A 4,467-nucleotide genomic window follows, 5' to 3' on the forward strand; every position below is an offset into this window, starting at 1 on the left:
GAATCGAAGTACTAAGAGACGATACGTCGATTATCGCCGGGTATCAAATAGCAAAACGGCCCGTACACGCGTAGCGCCGCTAACGCTCGATGACGCCAGTGTATAACACAGCTGTGCCAAACGGCTCCGGCGATCGACAGCTACCCGAAGTGTTCCTCGTAGAGGTCTTGGGCGTGCTCGATCGCGTCCATCGCCGCCTGCTTGTCCTCCCAGCCCTGCGTCTCGACTTCCTTACCCGCCTCGAGGTTCTTATACGTTTTAAAGAACTCGTCGATCTCGTCGAGTTGCTGTTGGGGGATGTCCGCCAGATCCTCGATGTGGTCGTATCGGGGATCCTCCGTGGGGACCGCGATGACCTTATCATCCTGCTCGCCGTCGTCGTCCATCTTCATCAACGCGACGGGGCGGGCTTCGACGATGCAACCGGGGAACGTCTGGTCCTCGACGAGCACCAACACGTCGAAAGGATCCTCGTCGTCGTAGTACGACTGCGGGATAAACCCGTAATCAGAGGGGTAGTGGACGTTCGAGTGCAGCACTCGGTCCAGCACGACGCCGGGAATGTCCTTGTCGTACTCGTATTTGTTTCGCTCGCCCTTGAGACACTCAACGACCGCGTAGATCTCTTCGGGGGCGTTCGGACCCGTCTCGAGGTCTTCCCAGAGGTTTGCTCCGGCCATACCCGGCGTTGTGCCCGAGGATCGCAAAGAGCTTTCGACATTCGATCGTGGTGATCCGGCTACGTTTTGTCGGGCCACTCGACGGTAAGTCGGACTACACTTCGTCGGCCGCCTCGACGGTGAGTCGGAGTGACTCCGTGACCCGCTCGCGCTGTTCGTCCGTCGGCCACGCGTTTCGGGGGAAATACTCCGTCCGGAACTCCTCGCGCTCGCCGGGGGTCGCACGCTCGATGGGCTTCGCGTAGTGGTTGCTCATGAAATCTGCGAACGCGGTGGCAGTCTCGCCGTGAACCGCCCCATGTCGCTTCCGGACGCGGGCCGCGATCGTCCGGTTGTGCTCGTCGATTTCGGCCCAGTCCGCGCCGGAACCGGGGCCGGAGAGGGGCCGTTCGATCGCCTGGCTCGTGTCGTCGATCCGATCGGTCCGGATCGTGCCGTCCTCGATCCACACTGCAGGGTGTAACACGAGCGTCTCGCCGGTTTGGCCCTCCCGAACCCGCGCGCCGTAGCCGTGCTCGTCGAGGAGGGCGTCGCGTTCGTGTTTGTAGGCCGCCCGCTCGCTGTCGTCGACCGCGTTCCGGAGCCGCCGGGTCAGTGTCTCGGCGCGGTCGATCACGTCCTCGGGGAGGGCGGACTCGTCGGTGCCGGTTTCGTCGGTCGGGTCAGGGGTCTCGTCAGCCATCGAGCGCCTCGTTCGCCAGTTCGTCGGCGCGATCGTTTATTTCCCGCGGAACGTGATCGAGACTCCACTCGTCGAACTCGCGAAGCAGCTCTCGGGCGCGAACCCGCTTTTCGCGTAGCGTAGGATCGTTGGCGTCCCACTCGCCGCGGACCTGCTTGACGATGAGCTGTGAGTCGCCCTTGATCACGAGTTCGTCGAAGCCGTAGTCGGTGGCGGCCTCAAGCGCCCCGAGCAGGGCTTCGTACTCGGCCTGATTGTTCGTCGCGCGGCCGATCCGCTCGGACCCCTCGGCGACGACCCCATCGTCGGTGACGATTACCCACCCGATCGCGGCCGGGCCGGGGTTGCCACGCGAGGCGCCGTCAAAGTAGGTGTGCGCCCGTCCGCTGCCGTCCTCAATGAGCCCGGACAGCCGCGCGGGATCGCTCCCTTGGACGACTATCGACCCCTCGTAAGCGACTGCCGTCGCGCCCTCGCGGTCGGCCCGCCACAGTTCGTGGTCGGTGTTCCCGGGGTAGATCTCGACGCCCTCTGACTCCAGGCGCTCCCTGGCGCGATCGGGGTCACAGTCGATGACCGGCATACGTTTTGCTCTTGGACGGGCGAGAATAGGGGTTCCGATCGGACCCGACATTAGAAGAGTCATCGCCTCCCTGAGACCGGGGCCCGAACGACATTTCAACGCCGCCCCCGAACAGGTGGTATGCGCCTCGACGAGTACGTCGACGACCTCGACCGCGACGAGTCGGTCGAACTCCGGAGACTCGCCGAGGAGAAATCCTACGCCGTGACCGAGTATATCGACGACGCGAGGACCCGCTTCGACGAGACGCTCTCGGGAGAGACGCTGGTCGGTTCGACGGCCCCATCGGTGTTCGTCGGCCGGTCGAGTTATCCACAGGTTTCGGCCGGCCTCCTCGCCCCGGTCGGCGACGAAGACGCCGCCGCCGACTACGTCACGACCGGCGCGTGGTACGAGCAAGGGTACGGTATCGACGATGTCTTCCAGCGCCGGACGGGCCTTTTGAACTCCACGCGGCGCTCGAATATCGACGCACACGACGTCTGGGACGGCTTTGTCGGCACCCAACGCGAGGTCGCCATCGCCGACCGCCCGGTCGACATCGAACTCGGCCTTGAGGACCGGCCGGGGTTCGACCTCGACGGGTCCTTGGAGGACATCGCCGCTCCCCGAGGCCCGCGGGTCGGCGCCGACACCGCCCGCGTGACAGAGAATCCCTCGGTTCCGCGGGCGATCGAGAAGACGCTCTCGGACGACGACTGGCGCGCGACAGGAGCGATGACCTATCTCTATCGCCGCGGCTTCGACGTCTACGAGATCAACAACGTGCTCTCGGTCGGCGCGCTCGGCCGGGGGGAGAACCGACGGCTCGTTCCGACGCGGTGGTCGATCACCGCCGTCGACGACACGATCGGGCAGTATCTCCGCGGAACGATCCGTAACGCCCCCACGATCGACCGAACGTCGGTGTGGCACGCCGAGTACATGGGCAACGAGTACTGGGTCGTCGCCGCACCGGGCGAGTGGGAGTTCGAGCTTCTCGAATTGAAGGCCCCGGGCAGCATCTGGAACCCCGACCCGAACGGACGGTTATACATGGCCGCCGATAGCGAGGGCTACGAAGGGCGGACGGAGTACGTCGACGAAACCTCCGGGGCCTACTACGCTGCCCGACTCGGCGTTCTTGAGGCACTCGCCGAGCGTGACCGGCAGGCGACGGTGTTCGTGATCCGGCACGCGACGGAGGGGTACTGGGCGCCCGTCGGCGTCTGGCAGATCCGCGAGTCGATCCGGGACGCGGTCGCCGGCGAGGCGGCCGCCGCCGAGAGCTTTCACGGCGCGATCCGAGAACTCGTCCCACGGCTTCCGGTGTCGATGGCTGACCTCCGGCGGAAGTCGACGCTCGCGGCCGGGATCCAAAGCGATCTGTCGGCGTTCGGCGGCGGGGCCGGATCGCGGTAGCACGGGCAGTTCCCGCGGGCCGCATAATAAGCGAACTGAGGGGAAGCGGACGATGGGGGAGAAGGAACTTAACCCACCGCACGAAACGACGTACAACGATCGATGCTGTTGATCCTCTGTGTCGACCTCGACGACGACCTCGGCCGGAAGACGTCGTTCGACACCCCCGTTGTCGGCCGCGAGGCTGTCGAGTCGGCTGCCGTCGCCCTCGCGACCGCCGATCCCGAGGACTCCGACGTCAACGTATGTTTCCAAGGCGTCCATCTCCACGACAACATCGACGACGAGTCCGTCGAAGTGGCCGTCGTCACGGGGACCGCCAAGGCCGACGTCTCGGCAAACCGGAAGGTCGGCGAGGAGGTCGACACGGTTCTCGCGTCGCTGTCGACCGGCGAGGACGTCAAAGCGATCGTGGTCACCGACGGCGCACAGGACGAGAGCGTCCTGCCGGTCATCCGGTCGCGGGTCCCGATCGACGGGGTTCGACGCGTCGTCGTGCGACAGGCCCAGGATCTTGAATCGATGTACTACACGTTCAAACAGGTGCTCGCGGATCCCGAGACACGGGGGACGATTCTCATCCCGCTCGGTATCCTGCTTTTGATATACCCGATCGCCATCCTTGCCGACGCCATCGGGCTTCCCGGGTCGACGCTCGGCGTCATTTCGGCGCTGCTCGGGTTGTACGTTCTCTTTCGGGGGTTGGGACTTGAGGACACGATCGACGGGGCGCTCGAGGGAATTCGGGTCGGCCTCTTCTCCGGACGGGTCCAACTCGTCACGTACGTCGTTGCAGCGGCGCTCGTCGTCGTCGGGGGAGTTGGCGGCCTCGACGCAACCGATCGGCTCACTGACACCGGCTCGGGGATGATCAGGCCGGTTGCAGCGTTCGTTTACGGGTCCGTTCAGTGGGCCGCCGCCGGCGGCGTGGTCGCCGCCCTTGGCCGGGTCACCGACGAATACCTCGCCGGCGAGTTCCGGTGGCGGTACCTCAACGCCCCCTTCTACGTCGTCGCCATCGCCATCGTCCTCCACGGCGTGTCCGCCTTCTTTGTCTCGCTGCCATTCGCCGAGTTGTCGTACCTCGCAGTGACGCTGACGACCGGGACGTTTCTCGGGGT

5 protein-coding genes are annotated in these 4,467 nt (G+C 65.3%); 2 read left to right on the forward strand and 3 right to left on the reverse strand.

The window, feature by feature from the left end:
* Positions 1-140 precede the first annotated feature (140 nt).
* The 3 genes from ACI944_RS12175 to rnhA form a co-directional block, all read right to left on the reverse strand.
* Positions 141-680 carry an inorganic diphosphatase gene (locus ACI944_RS12175; RefSeq protein ID WP_411719314.1) on the reverse strand — a complete coding sequence of 180 codons (540 nt, stop codon included), beginning with the start codon at positions 678-680 and terminating at the stop codon, positions 141-143.
* A gap of 94 nt (positions 681-774) precedes the next feature.
* Positions 775-1,362: a rnhA operon protein gene (locus tag ACI944_RS12180; RefSeq protein ID WP_411719315.1), complete on the reverse strand. Its 588-nt coding sequence runs from the start codon at positions 1,360-1,362 to the stop codon at positions 775-777.
* Positions 1,355-1,945, reverse strand: coding sequence for a ribonuclease HI (gene rnhA, locus ACI944_RS12185; protein ID WP_411719316.1), 591 nt, complete (start codon positions 1,943-1,945; stop codon positions 1,355-1,357). Before rnhA ends, ACI944_RS12180 begins: the two co-directional genes overlap by 8 nt.
* Positions 1,946-2,065: 120 nt before the next feature.
* Between rnhA and nreA the strand changes: the two genes are divergently transcribed.
* The gene (gene nreA / locus ACI944_RS12190; protein WP_411719317.1) at positions 2,066-3,346 is read left to right on the forward strand and encodes a DNA repair protein NreA; all 1,281 of its coding nucleotides are present in this window, start codon (positions 2,066-2,068) and stop codon (positions 3,344-3,346) included.
* A 102-nt stretch (positions 3,347-3,448) separates the two neighbouring features.
* Positions 3,449-4,467: DUF373 family protein (locus ACI944_RS12195; RefSeq protein WP_411719318.1), on the forward strand; the 1,019-nt coding region annotated here is incomplete at its 3' end.

It is taken from the genome of Natronomonas sp., from assembly GCF_046710025.1.
GTDB lineage: Archaea > Halobacteriota > Halobacteria > Halobacteriales > Haloarculaceae > Natronomonas.